Source organism: Pseudomonas guariconensis, from assembly GCF_024127895.1.
Classification (GTDB): Bacteria; Pseudomonadota; Gammaproteobacteria; order Pseudomonadales; family Pseudomonadaceae; genus Aquipseudomonas; species Aquipseudomonas guariconensis_B.
Genome location: NZ_JAMYBK010000016.1, coordinates 17,349 through 38,995, shown reverse-complemented (window position 1 = coordinate 38,995; position 21,647 = coordinate 17,349). Strand labels below are relative to the sequence as shown.

19 protein-coding genes are annotated in these 21,647 nt (G+C 53.8%); 1 reads left to right on the top strand and 18 read right to left on the bottom strand.

What is annotated here, in order from left to right:
* Positions 1 to 61: 61 nt before the first annotated feature.
* Complete coding sequence (pyrF, locus tag NJF35_RS16610) at positions 62 to 763, bottom strand: orotidine-5'-phosphate decarboxylase (protein ID WP_225788203.1); 702 nt, start codon at positions 761 to 763, stop codon at positions 62 to 64.
* Positions 764 to 945: 182 nt separating this feature from the next.
* On the opposite strand from pyrF, the gene NJF35_RS16605 reads away from it, so the two are divergent.
* Positions 946 to 1,113 carry a DUF2897 family protein gene (locus tag NJF35_RS16605; RefSeq protein ID WP_084854939.1) on the top strand — a complete coding sequence of 56 codons (168 nt, stop codon included), beginning with the start codon at positions 946 to 948 and terminating at the stop codon, positions 1,111 to 1,113.
* 51 nt (positions 1,114 to 1,164) lie between these two features.
* On the opposite strand, the gene NJF35_RS16600 is transcribed toward NJF35_RS16605, so the two are convergent.
* The 17 genes from NJF35_RS16600 to NJF35_RS16520 form a co-directional block, all read right to left on the bottom strand.
* The gene (locus tag NJF35_RS16600) at positions 1,165 to 1,512 is read right to left on the bottom strand and encodes a ComEA family DNA-binding protein (protein ID WP_225788204.1); all 348 of its coding nucleotides are present in this window, start codon (positions 1,510 to 1,512) and stop codon (positions 1,165 to 1,167) included.
* 188 nt (positions 1,513 to 1,700) lie between these two features.
* Complete coding sequence (locus tag NJF35_RS16595) at positions 1,701 to 3,698, bottom strand: polysaccharide biosynthesis protein (protein WP_225788205.1); 1,998 nt, start codon at positions 3,696 to 3,698, stop codon at positions 1,701 to 1,703.
* A gap of 126 nt (positions 3,699 to 3,824) precedes the next feature.
* On the bottom strand, positions 3,825 to 5,021 hold the full coding sequence (locus tag NJF35_RS16590) for a DegT/DnrJ/EryC1/StrS family aminotransferase (RefSeq protein WP_225788206.1): 1,197 nt from the start codon (positions 5,019 to 5,021) through the stop codon (positions 3,825 to 3,827).
* Positions 5,022 to 5,087: 66 nt separating this feature from the next.
* Complete coding sequence (locus NJF35_RS16585) at positions 5,088 to 5,723, bottom strand: acetyltransferase (RefSeq protein WP_225788207.1); 636 nt, start codon at positions 5,721 to 5,723, stop codon at positions 5,088 to 5,090.
* Positions 5,723 to 6,316 carry a sugar transferase gene (locus NJF35_RS16580; RefSeq protein ID WP_225788208.1) on the bottom strand — a complete coding sequence of 198 codons (594 nt, stop codon included), beginning with the start codon at positions 6,314 to 6,316 and terminating at the stop codon, positions 5,723 to 5,725. Before NJF35_RS16580 ends, NJF35_RS16585 begins: the two co-directional genes overlap by 1 nt.
* Complete coding sequence (locus NJF35_RS16575) at positions 6,313 to 7,530, bottom strand: glycosyltransferase family 4 protein (RefSeq protein ID WP_253091276.1); 1,218 nt, start codon at positions 7,528 to 7,530, stop codon at positions 6,313 to 6,315. The genes NJF35_RS16580 and NJF35_RS16575 overlap by 4 nt, the downstream gene beginning before the upstream one ends.
* Before the next feature lie 281 nt (positions 7,531 to 7,811).
* Positions 7,812 to 9,068 (bottom strand): UDP-N-acetyl-D-mannosamine dehydrogenase, encoded by a 1,257-nt coding sequence (wecC, locus tag NJF35_RS16570; RefSeq protein WP_253091275.1) that lies wholly within the window; start codon positions 9,066 to 9,068, stop codon positions 7,812 to 7,814.
* Positions 9,069 to 9,108: 40 nt separating this feature from the next.
* Entirely contained in the window at positions 9,109 to 10,188 is a 1,080-nt protein-coding gene (wecB, locus tag NJF35_RS16565) for a non-hydrolyzing UDP-N-acetylglucosamine 2-epimerase (RefSeq protein ID WP_253091306.1), read from the bottom strand.
* Between the two features lie 149 nt (positions 10,189 to 10,337).
* Positions 10,338 to 11,528, bottom strand: coding sequence for a hypothetical protein (locus NJF35_RS16560; protein ID WP_253091274.1), 1,191 nt, complete (start codon positions 11,526 to 11,528; stop codon positions 10,338 to 10,340).
* Entirely contained in the window at positions 11,503 to 12,774 is a 1,272-nt protein-coding gene (locus tag NJF35_RS16555) for a lipopolysaccharide biosynthesis protein (RefSeq protein WP_253091273.1), read from the bottom strand. Before NJF35_RS16555 ends, NJF35_RS16560 begins: the two co-directional genes overlap by 26 nt.
* A gap of 293 nt (positions 12,775 to 13,067) precedes the next feature.
* Complete coding sequence (locus tag NJF35_RS16550; protein WP_225788214.1) at positions 13,068 to 14,132, bottom strand: LPS O-antigen chain length determinant protein WzzB; 1,065 nt, start codon at positions 14,130 to 14,132, stop codon at positions 13,068 to 13,070.
* Positions 14,133 to 14,393: 261 nt separating this feature from the next.
* The gene (locus NJF35_RS16545) at positions 14,394 to 15,833 is read right to left on the bottom strand and encodes an MBL fold metallo-hydrolase (protein ID WP_225788215.1); all 1,440 of its coding nucleotides are present in this window, start codon (positions 15,831 to 15,833) and stop codon (positions 14,394 to 14,396) included.
* Between the two features lie 103 nt (positions 15,834 to 15,936).
* Positions 15,937 to 16,200, bottom strand: a complete 264-nt coding sequence (locus tag NJF35_RS16540) for a lipopolysaccharide assembly protein LapA domain-containing protein (protein WP_225788216.1) — start codon at positions 16,198 to 16,200, stop codon at positions 15,937 to 15,939.
* 19 nt (positions 16,201 to 16,219) lie between these two features.
* The gene (ihfB, locus tag NJF35_RS16535) at positions 16,220 to 16,516 is read right to left on the bottom strand and encodes an integration host factor subunit beta (protein WP_225788217.1); all 297 of its coding nucleotides are present in this window, start codon (positions 16,514 to 16,516) and stop codon (positions 16,220 to 16,222) included.
* A 320-nt stretch (positions 16,517 to 16,836) separates the two neighbouring features.
* Complete coding sequence (gene rpsA / locus NJF35_RS16530; protein ID WP_225788218.1) at positions 16,837 to 18,513, bottom strand: 30S ribosomal protein S1; 1,677 nt, start codon at positions 18,511 to 18,513, stop codon at positions 16,837 to 16,839.
* Between the two features lie 124 nt (positions 18,514 to 18,637).
* A complete protein-coding gene (gene cmk, locus NJF35_RS16525) occupies positions 18,638 to 19,324 on the bottom strand; it encodes a (d)CMP kinase (RefSeq protein WP_253081299.1) in 687 nt (228 codons plus the stop codon).
* The gene (locus tag NJF35_RS16520; RefSeq protein WP_253091305.1) at positions 19,321 to 21,528 is read right to left on the bottom strand and encodes a bifunctional prephenate dehydrogenase/3-phosphoshikimate 1-carboxyvinyltransferase; all 2,208 of its coding nucleotides are present in this window, start codon (positions 21,526 to 21,528) and stop codon (positions 19,321 to 19,323) included. Before NJF35_RS16520 ends, cmk begins: the two co-directional genes overlap by 4 nt.
* Positions 21,529 to 21,647: the final 119 nt, after the last annotated feature.

Genomic DNA, 21,647 nt, shown 5'->3' with positions numbered 1-21,647 from the left:
AAGGGAAAAGCCCATGCAGCCCCCACTCCGGCATTGGCAAGGCGCCGATCCTGGGTAAGGATCAACCGCGGATTTCAGCCACCACCGCCGCCAGCGCCTGGGCCGGGTCGCTGGCCTGGCTGATCGGACGGCCGATCACCAGGTAGTCGGAACCGGCATCCAGTGCCTGGCGTGGCGTGAGGATCCGTCGCTGGTCATCCTGGGCACTGCCGCTGGGGCGAATGCCCGGCGTCACCAGTTGCAGCGCCGGATGCGCCGCCTTGAGCGCCGGCGCCTCCAGCGCCGAGCAGACCAGGCCGTCCATCCCGGCTTTTTCGGCCAGCGCCGCCAGGCGCAGCACCTGCTCCTGCGGCTCGATATCCAGGCCGATGCCCGCCAGGTCTTCCCGCTCCATGCTGGTCAGCACGGTCACCCCGATCAGCAACGGCTGCGGCCCGCTGCGCTTGGCCAGTTCCTCACGGCACGCCGCCATCATGCGCAGGCCGCCGGAGCAGTGCACGTTGACCATCCATACCCCCATCTCGGCCGCGGCCTTCACCGCCATCGCCGTGGTGTTGGGGATGTCGTGGAACTTGAGGTCGAGGAATACCTCGAAGCCCTTCTCGCACAGGGTCTCGACGATCCCCGAGGCGCTGCTGGTGAACAGTTCCTTGCCGACCTTTACCCGGCACAGGGCCGGGTCGAGCTGGTCAGCCAGCTTCAGAGCGGCCTCACGGGTGGGGAAATCCAGGGCGACGATCAAGGGCGTCTGGCAGGCGGACATGGGCAGGGTCTCTTGGCAAGTCGAAAACGGCGCGCATTGTAAACGATGTGGCGGGGGCTTTGGGGGCCATGGGTCATGAGAATTGGCCCAGGGGTGGTCGGCTCCTATAATTGAACCAAAGGATGCAAGAATCGCTCGAACCTCGTACGAGCGTTGCCATCCCCGGTCTACAGGAGAACATCATGCCCTGGTATGCCTGGTTGATACTGATCATAGCCCTTGGCTCGATCGTTGGCGGGTTGTTGCTGTTGCGGGATACGGCGAAGAAATTGCCGTTGACCGAAGAGCAGTTGAAGAAGATCCATGAACGCAACGCCGAGATGGATGCCAAGGAGGCGAAGGATCGTTGAGATCCTCTTCTCGATGGGCCGACCCGCGTGGGCCGGCCATTACCCTGCCTGTTACTCCGCTACCACCAGCTTGTCACGGTTACGCTCCAGGAGCGCGTTGCCGATACCCTTGATTTCCAGCAACTCGTCCACCGAGGCAAAGGGGCCGTTGGCCTCGCGGTAGGCCACGATGGCTTCGGCCTTGGCCTTGCCGATGCCGTTCAGCTCCTTTTGCAGGGTTGGGGCGTCGGCGGTGTTGAGGTTGATTCTTGCGGATTGAGCGTCTGCTGCCGAGGCGACCGTTTGGGTAGTGGTTAGCTCGGTTGTCGGGACAGGGGTGGCGTTCGGGGCGGCGCTGAGGGAAAAGGACAGGCCGGTGAACAATGGGAGGAAGAGGTAGGAAAGGATGGTGTTGCGCACTTTGGACACTCCTGTGAGTTGCAGTTTTGGGGGCAGCGTTTCCGTTGCTGCCCAGGCAAAGCTAGCGGTTCAGAAGGTGTCTTGAAAGTGGTTTGAAAGATGGAATAGTTACTGAATTGAACAGCTGACAGCATGATTACTGCCAGCTGTAGGGCTACGCGAAACCTCGAGTGGGATACCTCTCGCTGTCAGATATCCTGGCGACGTTGTTGATAAACCCAGTCAACGATCTCGCCTTCTGGGGTGTAGCCGCTAACCAGTTCGCGTAACAGCTGGCGCACTCGGGTGAAGTCCTCTTTGCCTACAGCGTCCAACAGGGCAGATATACGATCCTTCAGAGAGTCCCAGTCCAGATAGTCTTCATTTGCCGTCATGATCATAGGGTGTGGCGTCGGCGATACATTGTCGCCAATCAACAACTCTTCATAGAGTTTCTCACCAGGGCGAAGGCCTGTAAATTCGATGGCAATGTCTCCATGAGGGTTCTTTTCGGATCTAATGCTCAAGCCGGACAGATGAATCATTTTTTCCGCCAATGCGGCAATCCTCACTGGCTCTCCCATATCAAGCACGAATACATCTCCACCCTGGCCCATAGAGCCCGCTTGAATGACCAATTGCGCTGCTTCAGGGATAGTCATGAAATACCGTGTAATCTTGGGGTGCGTGACAGTTAACGGCCCGCCTGATTTAATTTGCTTGTGGAACAGGGGAATTACCGAACCCGAAGAGCCCAAAACATTGCCAAAGCGTACCATAGTGAAGCGGGTTTTGTTGACGCGCGCAACATTTGCAGAGTCTCCGAACAATACTGGCGCCATTTCCTTACTAAGAGCCTGCAACACCATTTCGGCCAAACGCTTGGTACTTCCCATAACGTTGGTAGGGCGTACAGCCTTGTCTGTCGAAATCAGCACAAAGTTTGAAACGTTCGCTTGCAGGGCGGCTTGAGCTGCATTCAACGTACCGATGACATTATTGAGGACACCTTCAGCGATATTGTGCTCAACCATCGGCACATGTTTGTATGCCGCCGCATGGTAAACAGTATCTACATGCCACATGCTCATGGTATCAAGAAGGTGCTTTGGGTTTCGGATCGACCCTAAGAATGGCACCAAGCGAACCGACAATGCTTCACGATGGATACGCTGTTCTAACTCACTGTGAATGTTGTATAGATTGAACTCGCTGTGCTCGAACAGTAAGAGAGCCTTCGGCTCCAGCAGGAGAATTTGGCGACATAGCTCGGAACCAATCGACCCTCCCGCGCCGGTGACCATGACAACTTGGCCAGTAATGCAATGGGCGAGTAAGTCATCTTGTGCAGGAACAGCATCGCGCCCCAGCAAGTCAGCGATATCCACCTCCTGGATATCATCTACCTTGACCCGACCACTCGCCAGATCCATGAAACCCGGAACGCTACGCACGTGTAGCGGGAAATTCTCCAGAAAACCCAGAATTTCACGGCGGCGGGCTCGGGATGCCGAAGGAATGGCCAATAGCACCTCTTCTGCGCCGGTGATATCAATCATCCGCTGGATATCCTTTCCCCGGAACACCTGAAGACCCGAAATTACGCGATCAGCGACACTTTCATCGTCATCAATAAAGGCAACGGGACGCATGGCCCGGCCGATACGCAGGGCTGCCACCAGTTGGTTACCGGCAGCACCAGCTCCATAAATGGCTACCTTCGGTAACCCATTGTCGCGACTGACGAAGGGCACATGCTGGCTGGCGGCAAACCAATCTCCGAGGAAGTACTGGCGCATCACCAACCTCAAGCCACCAATTAGCACTAGGCTCAACCACCAGTAGTTGAATACGATCGAGCGCGGCACCACAGCAGTATGATTACTATGCCAGTAGACCACCAGAGCCAGTAACAAGGAGGCCAGAGAGACAGCCTTTCCGATTGTAATCAGTGCGTCATTACCAAAATATCGCATGACGGCCCGATACATTCCAAATCTGATAAAGATAGGAATAGCAATGACCGGAGCAGCGAGGAACAACCAATAATGGATGCGCAATGGCTCGTACACGCCACCGATGCCCAGACGCACAAGGAAGGCGAGCCAAAGAGCAAGCCACACCAATATTACGTCCGTAATCACCTGAAGGGCACGCTTATAATGCCTCGGTAGCAAGAGCATTCCCCTGCGAAGCTTATCCGTCATTCGATTGCTCTCCTGATTCCGAACCAAGCCGGACCCCTTTCTATCCATTTTCCTAGATTCTTCCTGATCAAAAGCCGACCGAGCCAATGACAGGTCATCAATTGCTTGCACGCTACAACATGCAAATCAGCGTGTCTTCAATTCCGCCGCTGTTACTGCCTCGCCCATGACAGACGTCAGTACTTCGCAAGTTTTCTGGATTTCGGCATCTGTCAGGGTTGGGTGCACGAGGAACATAAGACTGGTCTCGCCCAATTCCCGAGCCACCTGCAGCCGTGGCTCAGGCCTCCAGGCAGTACCATCGAACGCTTTCTCCAGGTAGACCTCCGAGCAGGAACCGGAGAAGCACGGCACCCCCCGCGCTACGATCTCATTGAGGATTCGATCCCTATCCCATCCATCACGAAGAGCATCAGGTTCAACGAACACATAGCACTTATACGCAGCGTGTTCAATGTCATCGGGCAACTGCGGAGCCCTGAGACCAGCCAGCGTGTTGGCACAGGCCCAGATACGCTGAGCATTGTGCAATCGAGCTTGATGCCATTGAGGCATACGCTGCAACTGAAGCCTGCCGATCGCTCCCTGCACTTCCAGCATGCGCCAATTGGTGCCAAAACTTTCATGCAGCCAGCGAAAACCAGGCTGGTGTTGGCGCTCGTATACGGATTCCCAGCTTTTACCATGATCCTTGAACGACCACATTCTCGACCAGAGTTCACGATCGTTGGTGGTGACCATGCCCCCCTCGCCTCCTGTGGTCATGATCTTGTCCTGGCAGAAAGACCAGGCGCCAACATCCCCTATCGAGCCAACCGCCTTGCCCTTATAGGTAGCGCCGTGAGCCTGAGCACAATCTTCGATGACACACAGCCCTTTCTCGGCAGCCAATGCCATGATCGGGTCCATGTCACAAGGCCAACCGGCAAGGTGCACACAAACAATTGCCTTGGTATGGGGAGTCAGTACCCGCTGGATGGTCGAGGCGTCGATATTCTGCGAGTCGCGGTTGACATCTGCAAAAACAGGCACTGCGCCAGCATTGACAATGCTGGAGACCGAGGCCAGAAATGTACGGGACGTAACGACAACTTCATCTCCGTTTCCAATACCAAGCGCCTTTAGCGCCAGATCAAGCGCTACGGTCCCGTTGGCAACCGCAACAGCATATTTTGTGCCTATCCACTCGGCAAACTCCTGCTCGAATTTACGACACTCCTGCCCTGTCCAATAGTTGACCTTATTAGACAAAATGACATCACGGGCGCAGTTTGCCTCTTCTTCTGTAAAGGAGGGCCAAGGCGAAAAAGGTGTGTTGAGCATATAAACTCCGACGTGCAAAAAGTATATAGACAGACAGTCCACATTCACACAAAGGTAATAAATTAATTATTTATCACCCCGTGACTCTATTAGATCAGCTGGTACGCCGACGACCGTATTTTTTTCAGCAACACTACGGATTACGGCAGCGCCTGCACCCACAGTCACATCTGCACCGAGGCATACCAACTGCTTGATGCAGGCGGCAATGCCCACCCATGTTCGCGCGCCGACCACGACGCCACCTGCGAGACGGGCACCAGGGCTGATATGAACAGCCTCGTCTAAGATACAGTCATGATCAACACTACAGCCTGTATTGAGAATGCCACCTGAAGCAATCTTTGCTCCGGCATTTACTACAGCACCGGCAAAAACCACTGTCCCATGACCAATGAAAGCGTGGCGACTCACATAGGCCATAGGATGAATGAGTGAAGGTAAACGTCCTCCCATCTGCGTAATTAAGGAAATTTTTTCCTGCCTGACAGCGTTATTACCGATCGCGACTGCAATACCGTCAAAATTATTGATCTGTTCGATCAGTTCCTTCGTAGTGCCTTTGACCGGCCAGTTTCCGTTTTCGCTACATGAAGGCCATGCATCATCAAAGAACTCTATCTTATCCCAACCGCAACACTCAGCAGTATCGGCAACAACCTTGCCATGCCCACTGGCCCCAAGGATAGCAAGCCTCTTCATTACGGATTGCCTGTAAATTTGGACACAGTAACTTCTCCAGCCGCACTAATACCGTCTCTTCGGACCACTTTTCTGATCGTCAATAGGATGATCTTAAAATCCAGCCATAGAGAGCGGTTATCGACATACCAAACATCCAGCTCGAATTTTTCCTGCCAGCTCAATGCATTGCGTCCGTTAATTTGAGCCCAACCGGTGACGCCGGGACGAACCTCATGCCTGCGATACTGATATGGGTTGTAGAGCGGTAGATACTCCATTAATAAGGGCCGAGGCCCGACGAGGCTCATATCGCCTTTCAGAACATTCCAAAGTTCAGGCAACTCATCGAGGCTAGTGGAGCGCAGGAATTGACCAAACGGAGTCATTCGCTCTACATCTGCTAGAGGTTTGCCATCAGCTCCATAGGCATCACGCATTGTTCTGAACTTGATCATTTCAAATGGCCGTCCATGCAGCCCCGGACGTACCTGTCGAAAAAAAACAGGCGCCCCCAGCTTTTTCTTCACCTGCCAGGAAATTATCAAAATTACTGGAGCCAAAATAAAAAGACCGAAGAGTGAAGCAAAGATATCGAATATACGCTTGCTCATGACCTCGCCCTCTCTAGCCAATCTACAAACTGATTTGCGAGCTTCTGACGATCGAACTCTCGCTCTGCAAGAGTACGTCCCCTGCGCCCCATTGTCTTCAAGGCAATACGATCATCAGCCGCCTTCTCCAGGGCATCTGCAAAATCGCCAGCATGCTCAGGCTGCACGGCAAATCCACACTGACTATCCTTTATCATGTCGGCCATCCACCCTGGGTAATTACAAAGTACAGGGAGGCCAGACGCAATATAGTCGAAAAATTTGTTCGGCGAAGTTCCATAGTAAAAAGCTGGAACATTCGCCAGCACCTGCAACCCAACATCCGTACTCGCCATGAGTCCAGCCAGACGGGCCTTATTAACAGGCTCATGAAATATGACGTTATCCAGGCCTTCGCGCCGAGCACGCTCCTGCAAACTCGGCTTTAGTTTACCCTGCCCGATCAGAACAATTTTTATATCTGTTCTATGACGGCGCTTTAACTCCATCGCTGCATCCAAGACAGCATCCAAGCCATTAGCTATTCCATGTGTACCAGCAAAAACGGCCAATAGATCATTCGTAACTACTTGCGACGGTCGCCAACGGTCTACATCTTGAGAAAATATACTAAGATCGCAGCCATTAGGGATAAGCGCTATATTTCGGGACGGCACCCCGCATTTAGAAATCCCCTCCACTATTCCGGGCGAGAGTCCGATAACGCGATGCGCCGATCGGTAACTTACCCATTCCAACGCAGACATGGCCCACAAAATCAATGGATTGCGAATAACCCCCATTGCCTTAGGGAGTTCCGGCCATAGGTCACGAACCTCAAATACAAATGGTTTACCACGCAACCAACGGGCAAATACCCCAGGAATACCTGCGGTGAGCGGCGTCGTTGTCGCAAATACTAGGTCGTACTTCTCAGTCAGTGCCAATTTGACACTACGTAGTGCAAACTTTAGAAAAGTAACTCCACGCCTGACGAAACCATCACTATTTGAATAAGGAAGATTGAGCTCAACAACCTCAATACCATCCACAAATCCTCGGCGCATACCATGCCTGAACGGATCGGTTAACCCGGTTTTTCCTGCACCCGAACTGCCACATACCATTGTGACCTGATGCCCTCGTGCCAGCAAGCGACGTGCCATCTCGTACGAACGGATCCCCGACGCACCTTGAGGAGTTGTAAAGTGTTGATGAAAATATAAAACCTTCATGACCTCAAGAAAACTCCGTCATCAGCGACCCTGGTTGATCGATTTCATTATAAATACCAGAAGCTCGTCCTAAGCCAGATAGTAACGCGACTCTCAACCTGACACCAGTTCAAACCGAGTAGGCCTCATCGACATATGACACCCGCCCTAAATCTATTAAACCGCTTGAGAGTGGCCAACAGACCATTACGGCATGGTTATCGAATCGTGCAACCCAACGATCACGTTCAAAACCCAAGGACTAGCGCTGTAATAATAGCGCCTACCTCAGCTACCTAATTTCAGCCCTGCCATATACCTCTTGTATCAACCAAAGAACCACTAGAAACCTCAACACTCTTGAATTCGGAGTGATCAACCAGCAGTAATTGAATATCAGATACTTGCAAGGCTTTCGTCAATGAGACCAGAGCAGCCTTTCCCAACCCTGGGGGAAGCTGTGAAATATTCGGCTCAACGACTAGAACTTCGCCTGGGTGCTCAGCGGCAATTTTTTTCGCGATAAGCATCGCTGGGCTTTCTCGCAGGTCATCGATATCTGGCTTAAAAGCGAGGCCATAGCAAGCAATCGTAACATCAGAAGCTGTTTTGTTCGGATTTTTCTGTAGAAATTCGCCAATAACAGACTTTAACTTATTCAACACCCAGTCAGGCTTGCTATCATTAACCTGCCGAGCCACCCGGATTAGTTTTGCTTCTTCCGGAGTTTTGCTGACAATAAACCAAGGGTCAACAGCAATGCAATGGCCTCCAACACCGGGCCCCGGCTGTAGAATATTTACGCGCGGATGCCTGTTAGCAAGCTTAATAAGCTCCCATACGCTAATATCTAATTTATTGCAGATCATCGACAACTCATTAGCAAACGCAATATTAACATCCCGGAAGCTATTCTCGGTTAACTTGCACATCTCCGCTGTGCGAGCATTTGTAACGACGCACTCTCCTTCAACGAAGGTTTTATAAAGTTCAACAGCCGCTTTGGAACAACGTGTCGTCAACCCACCAATCACTCGATCATTTTGCACGAGCTCACGAAGAACGTGCCCTGGCAAAACACGTTCTGGGCAATACGCTATTCGAACGTCAGAATTTTCGCCATGATTCTGTGGAAACGTAAGATCGGGTCGTTTATTAGCCAACCAAGTAGCCATCTGTTCCGTAGTACCAACAGGCGAAGTCGATTCCAGAATTATCAAGTTCCCTTTTTCCAATACGGGAGCTATCGCATTACAGGCAGCCTCAATAAAGGAAAGATCCGGCTGATGATCATCTTTGAACGGTGTAGGCACAGCAATGAGAAATGCATCAGCCGACTCTGGAACCGTGGTCGCCCTGAGATATCCATTAGTTACAGCAGCGTTCACAAGCATGTCAAGATCAGGTTCAACGATATGAATCTTACCTTGATTGATGGTATCGACTGCATGTGTATTTACATCCACGCCTATAACGCTCTTCTTTCGAGAGGCAAATACCGCAGCCGTTGGCAAACCGATATAGCCAAGGCCAACAACTGAAATTTTTTCAAAAGGCATAATCCACCAACCTCAAATAAAGATTACTTTACAAGTCAGCTCATGAATTAATCTGAAGCAACGCTTCAATGATCCTTTCACAAGCCTTCCCATCACCATATGGATTATGGGCAATACTCATTTTTTGGTAAGCTTCCTCATCATCAAGAAGCCTACTGACATGCGAAACTATTTTATCCGTCTCAGTCCCAACAAGCTGAACTGTACCTGCAACGACAGCCTCAGGGCGCTCCGTGGTATCTCTCATTACCAAGACAGGTTTCCCAAGGGAAGGAGCCTCCTCCTGTATCCCACCTGAATCGGTCAAGATCACATAAGACTTGCTCATCAAATACACAAACGGAAGGTAGTCTAATGGCTCTATAAGATGAACATTATCCAAACCATTTAGTAGCCGGTTGACGGGTTCCCTCACATTGGGATTCAGATGAACCGGATAGACAATATCCACCTCAGGATACTTTCTCGCCAATTCAATTAGTGCCTGACAAATTCTTTCGAACCCACCGCCAAAGCTTTCGCGCCTGTGACCAGTAACCAAAACAACTTTCCTATCATCAGATAGAAACCCGGCTGGCTTCATGGCTGCAGCCCTTAACTCGCCATCCGTTTCCAATCGATGGATAACGTCAAGCAGTGCATCAATGACGGTATTACCGGTCACTATTACATCCCTACAGTCAACCCCTTCTTTAAGAAGATTTGACTTTGAAGTCTCCGTCGGCGAAAAGTGTATTTTCGCAAGGACTCCAGTCAACTTCCTATTCCCCTCTTCTGGCCATGGGGATAATAAATTTCCTGTACGCAAGCCAGCCTCAACATGAGCCACGGGAATCTGCTGGTAATAGGCTGCCAGAGAAGCAGCAAAGGTCGTGGCGGTATCTCCATGAACCAAAACCACATCTGGCTTAAAATCCATAAATACTTTTTTAAGACCACCAAGAATAGCGACAGTAATATCAGTTAAGTCCTGTCCTGCTTTCATAATATCCAGATCATAGTCTGGCTCTAATGAGAACAGATTCAACACCTGATCAAGCATTTCTCGATGCTGACCTGTTACGCACACTTTGGCCTCAAAGCGACCATCATCGGCTAGTGCAATAGCCAGGGGAGCCATTTTAATAGCCTCAGGGCGCGTCCCAAATACACACAATGTCTTCACAACACACCCCTCCGTAAAATTGTACGTCGCTATATCGCTTGAACAGTATTAGAATCAGTAGCCATGCGGCTATCCAGAGGGTATTCTCTGGCATTCCCCCATGATTAGAAAAGACTTTTGCTATCTGAGCCCAGGTGTCTAACTTCCATTTCTTTCTGCTCAGGGCTGCTCCCCTCTCGATAGAGCATTCCTAGAAGAACCATAAGATAAATCCCTCTATTATCCACCACCGAACCACTAAACATAGAAAACAGAAAAAGCATCAACAAAAGATAAACTAAATTCCTATCACGTATCTTTGTGAAAAAAAACGCGATTATGAGCAATGACCCCATACCTAGAACCAACCCTTGCTCTATCAATATCTCAACTAAATAATTATGTGGATATTCATACTCCGAGAAAAGCGCCCACTGCCCTATACCAATACCCAATGGATAGTCAGATAGCAAATTAATAGCAAGCAAATATTGCTCCAGACGCGCACCGATCGATCCATAGTTCGCGCCTTCGAATAGCATTCCAAAATCCGAACTACTGAGAGACTCATATAGCGACCCAAAAAAACGAAACACCCTATTATCAAGAAGCTCACCTGGCAACACCAAGAGCAAAGGAACAGATAGGACTATCAACATCATAAAGAACATTCTTTTCTTCAAAAACAATATAAACATTCCCGCCAAAATAGGCCCCTTGGAATAAGATAGCAATGAAAGAGCGGCAGGAAGCGAGGCGAGTATTAGTTTTCGATTGCCATATAGCAGAAGAATTGCACTTGCGATAACCATAAGCTGACCAAACACAATGGGGCCATTTACCCCAATTGGTTCACGCAATACAAATTGCTGCCCTTTGGCAACCCCCCAAAGAACAGCCAAACAACCATAGAAGACCAACAACCCAGCAAAATTCAGCAATACCGACCCTAGCGATTTTCTTTTCGGCAGTATGCAGTACACAATGGCTGTCACTGAGAGAAGAAATGACAGCGACACATATTTCAAAAAGCCGAAATCATTAAAAGCCCCAAACATCAAATTAAACAAAAACAACAAATTAAACGATGTCAAAAAATAACAGGCATATATTTTCTTACAGAGCACCAGCAGCAAAATAGCGATCGACATTAACATCAACATCAACAATAGAGAGCCGATCAATTGAATACCATCCATCTCTCCAGCCAAAAGCAAGGGAGCCTTGGCGAGCATGTAGACAAAAAACAAAAAGCCGCCAAATAGTAATGCCTCACCAGACAACCATCTATTATTGTACATTATGAACTTGCCCATCCCGCAGCCCATATGCCGCATATAGTTTCACAGCACCACCAACAGAAAAGGCGATTAACAGACAACTGGCGAGCAAGCTGATGGTTGACTGCATTGACAAACAGTATGCCGATAACAAAAACGCGACAAGCGAGGCTGCATTGGAATACGAAAGCCAGTTAAACATCCCTCGACTATACAAAACATAATGAGGGATGAACCCAAGTTTAAAGACAGCTGCCGCAAAAATCACAAGCCAAAGGCTATCTAAATTTTTTTCGTATGCATGCAAGCTTAGCACTTCAATTATATAAGGAACAAGGTAGCCGATAAACAGAGCAAGCACTACCACTCCAATCGCCGTAGACCATATTAACTCCTTATGCGCCGCCGCATAAGCAGCATGATTACCTTCCTTATAGGAGCGCAAAAGCTTCGGGTATATAAATGAAAAAACAGCGGGATCGAGAAAGTTAAACACCCCCATCACCACACTTATATAAAACACATAAACACCCACCAACTCTGGAGTCGAATAATACTCCATCACGTACCGATCAACAGTCAACAACAACTTCAACATGATGGATGACAAGAGAAAAATTACACTTTTTTTCAGACCACTGCGAACCCAAGCCCCTCCCATCCCATTGAAATCCACCCTTATATTATTAGCCTTTAAAAAACACAATGCGATCAGAATAGATAAACCGGCTCCCCCCAGCCACGAGAGATATATGAATTCCAACGACCTATAAGCGGGAAAGAAATAAACAACCGGAACGACAAAAAAAACCCATGCAGATGTCTGAGTAAAAAACACAAAACTAGACAAAAGCTGATTACCAAGCACAACCAATAGCGCCTCCAGTTCCAGAGACACCATTACAAAAAATAGAGTCAAGTAGAAATAAACGATGTAGTCAAACTCAATGAAGCCGCCGAAAAATATTAAATAAAAGAACGGAATACTGACAAGGTAAAGACAGACTACAGTCTTAAAATGCGATCCTAGTATTCGAGCTCGGGCACCTTCTCCTTGCGCAAACAGCTCTCCGTACATATACTTATTAAAATCAAAGCTCACCAAGAGCACACAAAATAATACCGTAGCGACAAATATCCCGAACTTACCGACATCGGCCTCGGGTAGAAATTTTGCCAAAAATATTATTAGCACGAATCGCCCCAAAACCGTGCCACCGCGGATACCAATGTTTAAAAACCTTAGCAAAATCCGATTAGAAAGCAATTTTTCCAGTAACATATCCAATGGCTTAATATCCGCTTAAGTTGGCACTCTGGGAGCTAATCAAGGTAGCGTTACATTGGTCATAAAGAAAAGCATCCTATCTATGTCGACGCGATAATCTATATATCAGATAAAAATCGAGAACACTGTCCCGTCCGTACATTCAATGTCGACAGAAACCACAACATGCTACGCGCCAGAGTAGAGAAAGCTCCCACTCCAGAAACATCCTTGACCCGGAGGTACGAATGAGAATTCATTCACATTTACTCATGCGGTACTACACCAGCGCGCTGCAATCATTTCGCTTAACCCTGAGCCATTTTTCGCCGAGTCATTTCATTCTTGCGATATTGCAAGATAGCGAATAGCAGGCCCAACCCGAAGCCCATCACTATCCCTATAGTTATGATAATCAGCCTCTTCGGTTTGACAGGCCTGTCTGGCGACTCAATAGCACCATCCTGCCTGTAGACCTGGATCACACCCTTTTCTATCTGCAAGGACCGGTAAAACGCCAAAGCCTCTTGCTGCTGGCGGAGGTCCTTGATGAACGGACCATCGGACGTGCGCTTGCGTAGATTGTCTATCTCAGCCTCCAAGGCCTTGCTACCACGCATGTACATAAGCGAGCCGTCCATCCCAGCAGAGACCTCACTCGACAAAGTGTTAGAGATTATCGGGGGGCTTTCCAAACCGATAGCTTTAGCTACACGTAAGGCTTCAGTCAATTGAATGATCTGATCTTCACGTTGCTTTCTGGCACTCTCAAGCGCTGCAGTAATCTGCTGCTCCAGGTTGTCTGCCTTGACTGTGGCATCGGCTTTTACATCCCTGATAACCTCTGTCCGACCTCGTTCACCCGCCATTTCTAAATAACGGACAACCCACTCGGCGGCTTGTCGAGGATCCGATACATTAACTTTTACGAAAAACCGATTCGGCGTTTCCTTGGCCGCCACCCCTAACGCTAGCACTTCCTGAAAACGGCTATACAGCTCATCTTGCGAGCCGGTACGCTCTTTCTCTGTCAGACTTGGCAGATAGATGCTTCGGAAGAACTCTCGCCGCAGCGACTCTGACTGGAGATTTCGCAAGTAGATGTCATAGACATCCTTTACCGTGAGGATATTCAATCCAGAGGTGCCACCACGCCCAAAATTCAATTGGGCAATGTCATTCTGCGTAGGAGGCTGAACAAAAGCCTTGGCTTCATAGACAGGTTTCGCAAGCAGGGCGTAAGCTATCGCAATCACCGTCACAATCGCCGTTGTCACGATGATCAACACCTTCTGCCTCCATATCTCCTCAATCAGTTCGAAAAGATCAATCTCACCATCAGCACTTCTCAGGCGCTCACGTTCATTGCGCATTTATTCTACTTTTCCTTGGGGTCCGTCTGTTTGCGTAAGCTCCCAACTGGAGCCGACATCACTGGGGCTACCCACTATTTCAGCCCCAAGCCGTCTCCATGAGATGTAACATCATTTTGCCGACACTCAGGACATTTTTTCAATTTCCAATGTTCGTGAGGCTCTAAGCTTCGCTTCAAAATTTTTATAATCGACAGTAGAGGGAACGCATCTAAATAAGTTCCCCGCTTCCCGACCAACCCCCAGCCCTCCGCCAAGCGGTCATCCCGGTATGCTGATCTCCAGCTCCAATCCCAGCCTCGAGAAGCACCGCCGCAACGCCTGGGCCAGCGCCTGCTTCGCCTTCCCCTCACCATGCACAAGTACAACCTTTTTCACCGCATTGCCTTGCCCTAGAGCAAACCGCACCAAGCCTTCCTGGTCGGCATGCCCCGAATACCCCTCCAGCGTCATGACCTTCGCACGAATCTCAAGCATTCGCCCATCCAGGTCAACCCCCACCAAGCCTCCAGCCTTCTGGCTGGCCTGAATGAAAGCCCCAGGCGTCCCTCTGGCCTGATACCCAACGAACATCACCTCATGCCGTGGATCCCCCAGCATGGCCTTGAGATAATTGACGATTCGCCCACCAGAACACATGCCATTACCAGCAATAACGATAGCAGGCCGCCCCGTGCTCTTGAGGTAATTGACGACCTGCTGATGCCTGGCATGCGTGTCGACACAGATCAACTGACCGAACCCGAGAGGATCACGCCCCTCCCCCAGCCGCTGCCTGGCTTCGTCATTCCAGTACTGGTGCAGCGCCCTATATGCCCGAGTCACCCGTTGAGCCAGGGGCGAGTCGAGGATGATGGGGAGTTGGGACCAGTCCAGAGGATCGCCGTCAGCCTTCTCGGTCGGGCTAGTCAGCAAGGCCTTGCGATGAAGGATGTCTTCGATCTCGTACAGCAGCTCCTGAGTACGGCCAAGGCTGAACGCAGGGATGAGAATGGTACCCTGGTCGGCCAGGGCGCGATCGATGGCGGCCTCCAGGCGCTGCTGGCGTTCGCTACGGTCGGGATGCAGACGATCGCCGTAGGTGCTTTCCAGCACCAACAGGTCGGCGCGCTCCGGAGGCTGCAGGGGGCGCAGCAAAGGATTGCAGGGGGCGCCGAGGTCGCCGGAGAAGACCACACGGGTACTTGGCTCACCTTGCGTGTAACGCACATCGCACTCCACATAGGCCGAGCCGAGCAGGTGGCCGGCACGCTGCAGGCGTATACGGCACTGCAGCCCCTCACGGTCGACGACGCGGTACCACTGTTCGAACGGCACGGGCTCGATGAGGCCATTCAACAACTCGAGGTAACGGGCCACGTGGGTGGGTTCGCTGCTGATGCCGAGCTTGTAGGCGTCTTCGAGAATCAGCGGCAGAAGCACCGCCGAGGGTTCGCTGCAGAGGATCGGGCCGCGGTAACCGGCGGCGAGCAACGCGGGGACCCGGCCCACATGATCGAGGTGGACATGGGTGATGACCAGGGCCTGAATGCCTTCGATAGCGAAGCCTAGGGATGAAAACTCACCCTCGGGGCTGGCTTCGGCACCTTGTTCCAGGCCGCAGTCGATCAGGAGACTGGTAGTGCTGTCGAGGTGCAACTGGTGGCAGGAACCGGTGACACCCCGGGTGCCGCCATGATGCGCAAGGGCGGGATATGCCATGCTGCTGATGCCTTTCGGGTGCGAGAAGTGAAGCGCCCTATTACTCCATGCCTCTGCCTGCACTTACGTCAGAGGATTCTCAAAACAGCATAGGAAAAGCCCTTTAACTACGAGACAGCGCCGCCTCGCGCGCAGCAGCTCGGATCTTGCGCTTGCTGCGCAATACGCCATAAGCCCCCAGCAACGGGCCAACGGCCAGGCCGACGACCAATGCTGCCAGCACCAGGATCGCCACCGGCACGGCCGGCGCCGACCAGCCGAACAGCATCAGGGATACCGTTTGCTGGTTCTCCAGAACGAAGAACAGGACCACTGCCGCCAACAGCAGCACGAACAACGCCGCGATGGCGCGCTTGAGGTTACGCATCAGGCTGTTCCTTTTTCGATCAGTGCGGGACCTGGTCTTCTTCGTTGACCCGGTCGCGCAGTTCCTTGCCTGGCTTGAAGTGTGGCACGTACTTGCCTTCGAGGTTCACCGACTGGCCGGTCTTGGGGTTGCGACCTACCCGTGGCGCCCGGTAGTGCAGGGAAAAGCTGCCAAAACCACGGATCTCGATGCGATCGCCAGTGGCCAGGCATTGTGACATCTGCTCAAGCATGGTCTTGATGGCCAACTCCACGTCCTTGGACGAGAGCAGCCCCTGATGGGTGACAATACGTTCGATCAGCTCCGACTTCGTCATATTTTTCCCTTCGTTATCAAGCAGCTAGATCATTGCTTAACCAGTTTGTAGCACGGTACGGCAGATTTGAACAGGGTGGTTCTTGACTTAATAAAAAAATTCAAGATTGAACGAAGTGAAATATGTCTTGAACTGGATGGGCTTGGCAGGGATTGGGTTGGGGGGGGGCACACCTTAAGGCGCATGGTGCCTGCGAGATCGCACGGGCGGCGCTCGATTTGCCGACCAAAACCCACGACGCCCTTATCCACCCCGCAACAAAGCTCAAAAAAAAAAAGGGCGACCCCGAAGGTCGCCCTCTTTTACCGATCAAACAGAACTTAGTTCTGCTTGGCCATCGCTTCGCGCAGCAGCGCAGCCATGGTGGTGTCGGCAGCCGCTTCCGGAGCGTTTTTCAGGCTCTGGATGGCTTCGCGCTCTTCAGCGTCGTCCTTCGACTTGATGGACAGGCTGATGACGCGGGACTTGCGGTCGACGCTGATGATCTTGGCTTCGATCTCGTCGCCTTCCTTCAGCACGTTACGGGCGTCTTCGACGCGGTCACGGCTGATTTCGGAAGCCTTCAGAGTAGCCTCGATGTCGTCGGCCAGGGTGACGATGGCGCCCTTGGCGTCAACTTCCTTGACGGTACCCTTGACGATAGCGCCCTTGTCGTTCAGAGCAACGAAGTTGGAGAACGGATCGTCTTCCAGTTGCTTGATACCCAGGGAGATGCGCTCGCGCTCTGGATCGACCGACAGGATGACGGTTTCCAGCTCGTCGCCCTTCTTGAAGCGACGTACGGCTTCTTCGCCGGACTCGTTCCAGGAGATGTCGGACAGGTGAACCAGGCCGTCGATGCCGCCTTCCAGGCCAATGAAGATACCGAAGTCGGTGATCGACTTGATGGTACCGGTGATCTTGTCACCTTTGTTGAACTGGCTGGAGAAGTCTTCCCATGGGTTGGACTTGCACTGCTTGATGCCCAGGGAGATACGACGACGCTCTTCGTCGATGTCCAGAACCATGACTTCCACTTCGTCGCCAACCTGAACGACTTTCGACGGGTGGATGTTCTTGTTGGTCCAGTCCATTTCGGAAACGTGTACCAGACCTTCGACGCCTTCTTCCAGCTCGGCGAAGCAGCCGTAGTCGGTCAGGTTGGTGACGCGAGCCTGTACGCGGGTACCTTCTGGGTAGCGCGAGGTGATGGCGACCCATGGATCTTCGCCCATCTGCTTCAGACCCAGGGAAACGCGGTTGCGCTCACGGTCGAACTTCAGGACGCGAACGTCGACTTCATCGCCAACATTGACGATTTCCGACGGGTGCTTGATGCGCTTCCAAGCCATGTCGGTGATGTGCAGCAGGCCGTCGATACCACCCAGGTCCACGAAGGCGCCGTAGTCGGTGAGGTTCTTGACGATACCCTTGACCTGTTGGCCTTCCTGCAGGGTTTCCAGCAGGGCTTCGCGCTCGGCGCTGTTCTCGGCTTCCAGCACGCTGCGACGGGAAACGACAACGTTGTTGCGCTTCTGGTCCAGCTTGATGACCTTGAATTCCAGCTCTTTGCCTTCCAGGTGGGTGGTGTCGCGCACAGGGCGGACATCGACCAGGGAGCCTGGCAGGAACGCACGGATGCCGTTAACGTCGACAGTGAAGCCGCCCTTAACCTTACCGTTGATAACGCCCTTGACCACTTCTTCGGCGGCGAAAGCTGCTTCCAGAACAATCCAGCACTCGGCGCGCTTGGCTTTTTCACGGGACAGCTTGGTTTCGCCAAAGCCGTCTTCGACCGCGTCCAGCGCAACGTGAACTTCGTCACCGACCTTGATGGTCAGCTCGCCAGCTTCGTTGATGAACTGCTCGAGCGGGATGACGCCCTCGGACTTCAGGCCAGCGTGAACGGTAACCCAGTCGCCATCGATGTCGACAACGATACCGGTGATGATCGCGCCCGGCTGCAGATTGAGGGTTTTCAGGCTTTCTTCAAAGAGTTCTGCAAAGCTTTCGCTCATTTTAATTCCTGTAGATTCGGGCGAAACAGACGCCCATCGCCACATTCCAGACAATGTGGGTTTCGTTCATGTAAAGGAAGACCGGCAGGACGTTGACTGGTGACCCTGCCTGCCTTCCTGGCTATCAGAGCAGATCGCGCTGGACGAGCTCGCTCCTGATGCGTTGCAACACCTGCTCGATGGACAACTCGGTGGAGTCCAGCTGGATGGCATCGGCCGCTGGTTTCAGCGGGGCTACCGCACGCTGGGTGTCGCGCTCATCGCGCGCACGAATCTCATCTAGCAGACTCGCCAGACTAACATCATCGCCCTTCGCCTTCAACTGCAAATAACGGCGTCGAGCGCGTTCCTCCGCACTGGCGGTGAGGAAGACCTTCAAGGGCGCGTCCGGGAACACCACGGTGCCCATGTCGCGGCCATCGGCGATCAGCCCGGGGGCTTCGCGGAAGGCACGCTGGCGTTGCAGCAACGCTTCGCGCACCGCCGGCAGCGAGGCGACCATCGAGGCGCCGGCGCCGACCGTCTCGGTGCGGATGACATTGCTGACATCCTCGCCTTCGAGGATGATCTGTTGCAGCTTACCCGGTTCCGCGGCGATGAACTGCACATCCAGATGGGCGGCCAAGGCCTTGAGCAGTTCCTCGTTGGTCAGGTCGACGCCGTGGTTGGTGGCGTTGAAGGCCAGCAGGCGGTAGAGGGCGCCGGAGTCCAGCAGCTTCCAGCCCAACTCGCGGGCCAGCAGGCCAGCCACGGTGCCCTTGCCCGAGCCGCTTGGCCCGTCGATGGTGATGACCGGTGCTTGCGAACTCACGACTTGCCCTCTTCTGCAACACGGATGCCGACTTCAGCGCACAGCGCCAGGAAGTTCGGGAAGGAGGTGGCGACATTGGCGCAGTCATGGATGCGGATCGGCGCCGTGGCACGCAGCGATGCCACGCTGAAGGCCATGGCGATACGGTGGTCGCCGTGACCATGCACTTCGCCCCCCCCGATCGGGCCGCCGTCGATGATGATGCCGTCCGGGGTCGGTTGGCACTTCACGCCCAGGGTGACCAGGCCGTCGGCCATGACCTGGATACGGTCGGACTCCTTGACCCGCAGTTCCTCGGCGCCCCGCAGCACGGTACGGCCTTCGGCACAGGCCGCGGCGACGAACAGCACCGGGAACTCGTCGATGGCCAGCGGCACCAGGTTTTCCGGGATCTCGATCCCCTTGAGCTTCGCCCCGCGCACGCGCAGGTCGGCCACCGGCTCGCCGCCGACTTCACGCTGGTTCTCCAGGGTGATGTCACCGCCCATCAGGCGCAGGATGTCGATCACGCCGGTACGGGTCGGGTTGATGCCGACGTGTTCGAGCACCAGCTCCGAACCCTCGGCGATGGACGCCGCCACCAGGAAGAAGGCTGCCGAGGAGATGTCGGCCGGCACTTCGATACGGGTCGCGGTGAGCTTGCCGCCGGATTGCAGCGAGGCGACCGGGCCGTTGGACTCCACGGCATAGCCGAAGCCGCGCAACATGCGCTCGGTGTGGTCGCGGGTCGGCGCCGGCTCGGTGACGGTGGTGGTGCCTTCGGCGTACAGGCCGGCCAGCAGCAGGCAGGATTTGACCTGGGCACTGGCCATCGGCAGGGTGTAGTTCAGCGCCTTGAGCGTGTGGCCGCCACGGATGGTCAGCGGCGGACGGCCCTCGGGGCCGGTCTCGACCACCGCACCCATCTCGCGCAGCGGGTTGGCCACACGGTTCATCGGGCGCTTGGACAGCGAAGCGTCGCCCGTCATGGTCACGTCGAACGGCTGGGCGGCCAGCAGGCCAGACAGCAAGCGCATCGAGGTGCCGGAATTACCCAGGTAGATCGGCCCGGGTGGCGGTTTCAGGCCATGCAGGCCGACACCATGGATGGTCACCTTGCCATGGTGCGGGCCTTCGATGACCACCCCCATGTCGCGGAAGGCCTGCAGGGTCGCCAGGGCATCCTCGCCTTCGAGGAAACCTTCGACCTCGGTGGTGCCTTCGGCCAGCGAGCCAAGCATGATCGAGCGGTGGGATATGGATTTGTCGCCCGGTACGCGGATCCGTCCGGACAGGCGGCCACCAGGTTGGGCCAGGAAAATCAGATCGTTGGCGTTCATAGCGTCCACATAGGCCCGGCGGGCCAGGATTTTACTGAAATGCTCGCGGGCGACCCGGGCGCGGGTGAACACACCCAGCAGTTGGTGCCCGTCCCCTGCATCGACCGCGTCGCGCAAGGCGTCGAGGTCGCTGCGAAATGTATCCAGGGTGCGCAGGACGGCCTCGCGATTGGCGAGAAAGATGTCGTGCCACATGATCGGGTCGCTGCCGGCGATTCTCGTGAAATCGCGGAAGCCCCCCGCAGCGTACCGGAAGATATCCAGGTTTTCATTGCGCTTGGCCAGGGAGTCGACCAGGCCGAAGGCCAGCAGGTGCGGCAGGTGGCTGGTGGCGGCCAGGACCTCGTCGTGGCGCTCCACCGGCATGTGCTCCACATCCGCCTCCAGCGCGCGCCACAGGCGGTCGACCAGCGCCAGCGCGGCGGGGTCGGTCTCGGCCAGTGGCGTGAGGATCACCTTGTGGCGACGGAACAGCGCGGCATTGGAGGCCTCCACCCCGCTCTGTTCGGAGCCGGCGATCGGGTGGCCGGGGACGAAGCGCGGCAGGCGCTCGGCGAAGGCCGCACGGGCCGCGCGCACCACATTGCCCTTGGCGCTGCCGACGTCGGTGATGACGGCATCGCCCAGGTCCAGGTCGGCGAGGCGGGCGAGCACTTTCTCCATGGCCAGGATGGGCACGGCCAACTGGATCACGTCGGCGCCGACGCAGGCTGCGGCGAGGTCTTCTTCGCAGCGGTCGACCACGCCCAGGGCCACGGCCTGCTTGCGCGACGGGGCGTCCAGGTCGACGCCGACCACCTCGCGGCACAGGCCGCTTTCACGCAGGCCCTTGGCGAAGGAACCGCCGATCAGGCCCAGGCCTACGACCACCAGGCGACCGATGATCGGCCCCGGTTTGTTTGCTACCACATCAACCACGTGTGCGAACCCTGTTCAGAAACTATGCCAGTCAGTGAGACCGCAGGGGGCTGCTGCGCAGCCCATCGCGACGCAAGGCCGCTCCC

Coding starts and splice junctions, on each gene's coding strand:
- NJF35_RS16555 (WP_253091273.1), bottom strand. CDS start 12,774: ATGTTACTGGAAAAATTGCTTTCTAATCGGATTTTGCTAAGGTTTTTA.
- NJF35_RS16585 (WP_225788207.1), bottom strand. CDS start 5,723: ATGAAGAGGCTTGCTATCCTTGGGGCCAGTGGGCATGGCAAGGTTGTT.
- NJF35_RS16545 (WP_225788215.1), bottom strand. CDS start 15,833: ATGGCATATCCCGCCCTTGCGCATCATGGCGGCACCCGGGGTGTCACC.
- NJF35_RS16590 (WP_225788206.1), bottom strand. CDS start 5,021: ATGCTCAACACACCTTTTTCGCCTTGGCCCTCCTTTACAGAAGAAGAG.
- NJF35_RS16540 (WP_225788216.1), bottom strand. CDS start 16,200: ATGCGTAACCTCAAGCGCGCCATCGCGGCGTTGTTCGTGCTGCTGTTG.
- wecC (WP_253091275.1), bottom strand. CDS start 9,068: ATGCCTTTTGAAAAAATTTCAGTTGTTGGCCTTGGCTATATCGGTTTG.
- NJF35_RS16605 (WP_084854939.1), top strand. CDS start 946: ATGCCCTGGTATGCCTGGTTGATACTGATCATAGCCCTTGGCTCGATC.
- NJF35_RS16575 (WP_253091276.1), bottom strand. CDS start 7,530: ATGAAGGTTTTATATTTTCATCAACACTTTACAACTCCTCAAGGTGCG.
- rpsA (WP_225788218.1), bottom strand. CDS start 18,513: ATGAGCGAAAGCTTTGCAGAACTCTTTGAAGAAAGCCTGAAAACCCTC.
- ihfB (WP_225788217.1), bottom strand. CDS start 16,516: ATGACGAAGTCGGAGCTGATCGAACGTATTGTCACCCATCAGGGGCTG.
- pyrF (WP_225788203.1), bottom strand. CDS start 763: ATGTCCGCCTGCCAGACGCCCTTGATCGTCGCCCTGGATTTCCCCACC.
- NJF35_RS16580 (WP_225788208.1), bottom strand. CDS start 6,316: ATGAGCAAGCGTATATTCGATATCTTTGCTTCACTCTTCGGTCTTTTT.
- NJF35_RS16560 (WP_253091274.1), bottom strand. CDS start 11,528: ATGGGCAAGTTCATAATGTACAATAATAGATGGTTGTCTGGTGAGGCA.
- wecB (WP_253091306.1), bottom strand. CDS start 10,188: ATGGCTCCCCTGGCTATTGCACTAGCCGATGATGGTCGCTTTGAGGCC.
- NJF35_RS16550 (WP_225788214.1), bottom strand. CDS start 14,132: ATGCGCAATGAACGTGAGCGCCTGAGAAGTGCTGATGGTGAGATTGAT.
- NJF35_RS16595 (WP_225788205.1), bottom strand. CDS start 3,698: ATGACGGATAAGCTTCGCAGGGGAATGCTCTTGCTACCGAGGCATTAT.